The organism is Bacillota bacterium (assembly GCA_013314855.1).
GTDB lineage: Bacteria > Bacillota > Clostridia > Acetivibrionales > DUMC01 > Ch48.
In genome coordinates, this window is sequence record JABUEW010000205.1 from 1 (window position 1) to 4300 (window position 4300).

The following is a 4300-nucleotide window of genomic DNA, read 5'->3' on the forward strand; positions in this document are numbered from 1 at the left end:
CGTTTGTAATCTTATCGGTGGAAACCTCGAGCAGGATTTCTCCCTGTTCCACCCTTTCCCCTTCTGCCTTATACCACTTTGAAACCGTTCCCTCTGTCATGGTCAGTCCGAGTTTCGGCATTGTCACCAATTGAGCCATTAGATCTAAACCTCCTCGTAGATTAAAAGATATCCGGCAAAATAGTTGTTAATTGAGGAATATACGTAATTAACATTAGAATCAATAACCCCGCTAAAAAGAAAGGTATTGCGGATGCCACTGTCCTTTCGATCCTTTGTTCGGCTATATCATTTCCTATTAATATGGCGGCTCCAACCGGCGGTGTTAATAATCCAAGACACAGATTGAACACCATAATTATTCCGAATTGTAGCGGTGTAACTCCTAATTTTGTGACTAGCGGAACCAGCACGGGTGTTAAGATTACTATTGCTGCATTCGCCTCCATAAGCATACCAACTATCAGTAGTATCAAGTTAATCAATGTTAGGACGATAAACTTATTACTGGTCAAACTCAAAATCAAACTGGATATCTGCTCTGATAAATGGGATGTAACGACTATCCAGCTGGAAACCTTAGAAGTAGCCAGTATAATCATAATAGTTGCAGTACCAATCGCAGAGTCGGTTAGAACTTTATACAAATTGTCGAAATTCAAACCTTTATATATAAAAGCTCCCACCACAAGGCCGTAGATAACTGCAATAACAGATGCTTCTGTGGGCGTGAAAACACCACCAAAAATTCCTCCCAAAATTACAACAGGCATTAAAAGACCCCACATCCCTTTCTGAGCAGTTATTAAGATTTGCTTCATCGTTGCCTTCTCATGTTTCGGAAACTGTTTCTTTTTTGAAATCATATAAGATACAATACACAAGACAATTCCCAGCAATACCCCGGGGATTACGGCACCGAGAAACAAATCACTTATAGACATGGACAATGCAGCACCATATACTATGAGTGGGATGCTGGGAGGAATGATTGGCCCACATACTGATGCTGAAGCTGCAAGTGCTCCTGCAAAGGATGAGCTATAGCCTTCTTTTTTCATGGCCGGTATTGTGAGTCCTCCTATCGCTGAAACTGTTGCTACCGCCGAACCTGAGATGGCAGCAAAAAACATTGATGCAACAACAGTGACCATAGCAAGGCTCCCCGTAACCCAACCGATTATAGAATTGCAAAAATCTATTATCCTCTTATTTATACCACCTTCATTCATTAGATTACCTGCCAGTATAAAAAAGGGGATTGCCATTATAGGGAAAGAATCAATTCCGGTAAAAAACTTTTGCGGAATTACTATCAGAGGGAGATTCCCTTCATAGAGAAGAGCCAGCATGGATGATATCCCCAGAACATAACCTATTGGCACTCCAAGTATTGTAAACACAACTATCCCAAGAATTAGAACACCGGACATATCCTGTTCAGCCTCCTTTCAGATGACCCCGTAAGTATAACCCAATAGTTCGCTACATAAATTATAATTATCCTTCTCTTCATAGTAATGCTATTCTCCATCTGGCATCACTTAGTTTGTAGACAATTTTAGTTCATAAAGCATTTAAAGATATTAATTGTTTGCTATCTCCTTTTTCGGAAAAAGCTTGCAGAAAATGTCCTCCAGTGCATATACCAGCATAAGTATACTTCCAACCGGTATTGCCAGATATGCCCATGACATAGGAATTCTAAGTCCAGTCGATTTTTGTTTTTGAGTCATAGCTGCAAGGTTAAAACCATATCTAATGAGAACAAACAAAAATGCAATTATTAATGAGTAAAGCAAAAGTTGTATAATTTTTTTTAAGTATGGAGGAAATTTATCAATAAAAAACTCAATATTCATATGCTTGTTTCTTCGTGCAGCAACGGCCGAGCCTAATAAAACCAGCCATACAAATGTATACCTAGCTAATTCTTCCGACCAAGCATTGGCTGAACTAAAAAGGTATCTTAATATAACCTGCAGAAATATAGATGCAACCATTACGGTAAATAACAATGCCATTAACGCAAGTGAGATCTTTTCTGTCCAGTCCAGAAGTCTTTTCACCCTGTTAATCATATCTCTTACACACCTCCAAAGATAACCAGTAGTAATGGAATGTTAATACATTCCATTACTACCGGTAACGCGGCTTTACTATTTGACGGCCCTTATTGCATCTGCAATCTCTTTGAGCTCAGGAAACTCTTTATCAACAATATCTTTAACCTTTTCTTCAAAGCTGCTTATATCCGGCTTTATAACCTCTACACCCTTTTCCTTAAACTTTTCAATAAAGTCTTCTTCTTGAGTCAATATAAGCTGAGTTCCCCATTTTCCAGCCTCGGTTGCCGCTTCACTGACAGCCTTCTGAATATCTTCAGGCAGACCTTCGAAGAATTCTTTATTGAATATAAAGAGGTCGCTACTATACACGTGTTTGGTCTCTATCAGATAAGGGCATACTTCATAAAACGCTGATGAATATGAGAGGGACAATGGGTTTTCCTGAGCGTCCACCGTTCCCTGTTGTAATCCTGTGTATACCTCAGTAAAAGCCATGGGGGTAGGAGTTGATCCCAGCATTTCCCATGTTTTTAGGTATACTGCAATCGGAGGTACACGTATTTTCAATCCTTTTACATCTTCAGCAGATTCTATTTTTTTCTTACTTGTAACATATCTGGCACCGCGATGACTGGGGCCAATAAGTTTAAATCCACCTTGATCCCCTATCTTATCAAGCAGCTCCTGCCCGATCTCACTATACCAAACTTTTTGGAAATGGTCCTCATCTCTGTATAAGAATGGCACAGCGTCTATGTTTGCCAGACTCGCATAAGCTTCTATGGTGCCGATGCTTTCCATAACAACTTGTACAATCCCCGGCTCAAGACCTTCAATGGTGTCTCTCCAGTCCCCAAGGGTACCTCCGGAATACACCTCGACTTTTACCTTTCCTGATGTCTTTTGCTCAACAAGCTCCGCAAATTTGTGGCAGATCTGATCCCTTGTATCTCCAACGGCTGATACATTTGCTAATTTAAATACCATGCTCTTTTCTTTGTCGGCATTCTGATTTGCGTCATTAGTATCGGTTTTTGAGTCGCATCCGGTCAGCACCGTGGTTAAAAGAATTAACGCAATCAGTATTGCCATTAATCCCCTTTTCTTTACCTTCATTAACCTCTACCTCCTTAAAATTTATACTCTCAAAAACCCTTAGGGTTTTCGATGTATATGTTTAGAAGTGTGAGCTTAACTCATACCTCCAACATCCTTCGGATACTGACTTCTAATCGTCTAATACTCGGCTCCATGCATAGCCATATACGGCTGCATTCCACCTTGAAATACCCAATGCAAATTACTTTTCGATATCTTTTTTGGTTCAATGCATTGAGTATCCTCCGTCTACGGTGATCAATGACCCTGTAATGAACTGGGCGTCATCAGAAGCTAAGAATACTATCAGTTCACCCAGTTTCTTGGGATCACCTGCTTTATTTAGCGGTATTTGCTGCATTATTGCATTCTTTTTATCCTCTGCTATATTTTCTGTGAGGGGAGTAACATGATAACCGGGTGCAACCGCAATAGCGTGTACATTAAATGGCCCAAGTTCTTTAGCCAATGCTTTTGTCAAACCAACAACCCCTGCCTTTGCAGTTGAATATGCACCTCTACCTAACAGTCCCCCTCCTCTTAGCCCAGCTACAGAAGAAATATTAATTATTTTCCCGCTTTTTTGTGCAATCATATTTTCAATAACCATTTTGCAACAATTAAAAGTACTGTTTAGGTTCAGGTCTATTTGCCTTTTCCAACTCTCTTCTGTAAGCTCCCTAAAACCCAATACTATCTCCTTACCACCTCCGGCACAATTCACTAATACATCTACCTTATCAAAATCAGAATATATAATTTCCCCAATTTTCTGGACTTCTTTATAATCGGTTACATCTACTTTATATGTCTCAACTCTGGTACTATATTGCGATACTTGATTCTTCACTTTGGCTAACCCTTCTGCATTTATATCCAACAAAGCAAGGTTTGCTCCATTCTTCGCCATTGCTTCCGCAATAGCTGCACCCAGACCACTAGCTCCGCCTGTTATAATTACCGTCTTTCCATCCATCCTCATCATTTTCACCTCTCCCTCTTATTAGTTGGTGTTCAGCAAAGCTGAACCCCTTGATTTTATTTGATTTATAATAACTGGAAACAAGTAACTTCACCTCCCAGCCTCCAAACCTGCTAAAATAGTGATTTAGAAAGGGGATGAGGTCATTTGT

6 protein-coding genes are annotated in these 4300 nt (G+C 39.9%); all 6 read right to left on the reverse strand.

Annotated elements, in window-relative coordinates; translation table 11 throughout:
• Positions 1–139 (reverse strand): 2-oxo acid dehydrogenase subunit E2 (locus HPY74_20025; GenBank protein ID NSW92896.1); only part of this gene is annotated, 139 nt, incomplete at its 3' end.
• A 22-nt stretch (positions 140–161) separates the two neighbouring features.
• Entirely contained in the window at positions 162–1433 is a 1272-nt protein-coding gene (locus tag HPY74_20030) for a TRAP transporter large permease (protein ID NSW92897.1), read from the reverse strand.
• 153 nt (positions 1434–1586) lie between these two features.
• The gene (locus tag HPY74_20035; GenBank protein ID NSW92898.1) at positions 1587–2081 is read right to left on the reverse strand and encodes a TRAP transporter small permease; all 495 of its coding nucleotides are present in this window, start codon (positions 2079–2081) and stop codon (positions 1587–1589) included.
• A 78-nt stretch (positions 2082–2159) separates the two neighbouring features.
• Positions 2160–3185, reverse strand: coding sequence for a TRAP transporter substrate-binding protein (locus HPY74_20040; GenBank protein NSW92899.1), 1026 nt, complete (start codon positions 3183–3185; stop codon positions 2160–2162).
• A 208-nt stretch (positions 3186–3393) separates the two neighbouring features.
• The gene (locus HPY74_20045) at positions 3394–4152 is read right to left on the reverse strand and encodes an SDR family oxidoreductase (GenBank protein NSW92900.1); all 759 of its coding nucleotides are present in this window, start codon (positions 4150–4152) and stop codon (positions 3394–3396) included.
• Positions 4106–4243, reverse strand: coding sequence for a hypothetical protein (locus HPY74_20050; GenBank protein ID NSW92901.1), 138 nt, complete (start codon positions 4241–4243; stop codon positions 4106–4108). The genes HPY74_20045 and HPY74_20050 overlap by 47 nt, the downstream gene beginning before the upstream one ends.
• Positions 4244–4300: the final 57 nt, after the last annotated feature.

Bases quoted from the DNA above. Each gene is read 5' to 3' on its own strand.
- HPY74_20040 (NSW92899.1), bottom strand. From the start codon at position 3,185: ATGAAGGTAAAGAAAAGGGGATTAATGGCAATACTGATTGCGTTAATT.
- HPY74_20030 (NSW92897.1), bottom strand. From the start codon at position 1,433: ATGTCCGGTGTTCTAATTCTTGGGATAGTTGTGTTTACAATACTTGGA.
- HPY74_20045 (NSW92900.1), bottom strand. From the start codon at position 4,152: ATGATGAGGATGGATGGAAAGACGGTAATTATAACAGGCGGAGCTAGT.
- HPY74_20035 (NSW92898.1), bottom strand. From the start codon at position 2,081: ATGATTAACAGGGTGAAAAGACTTCTGGACTGGACAGAAAAGATCTCA.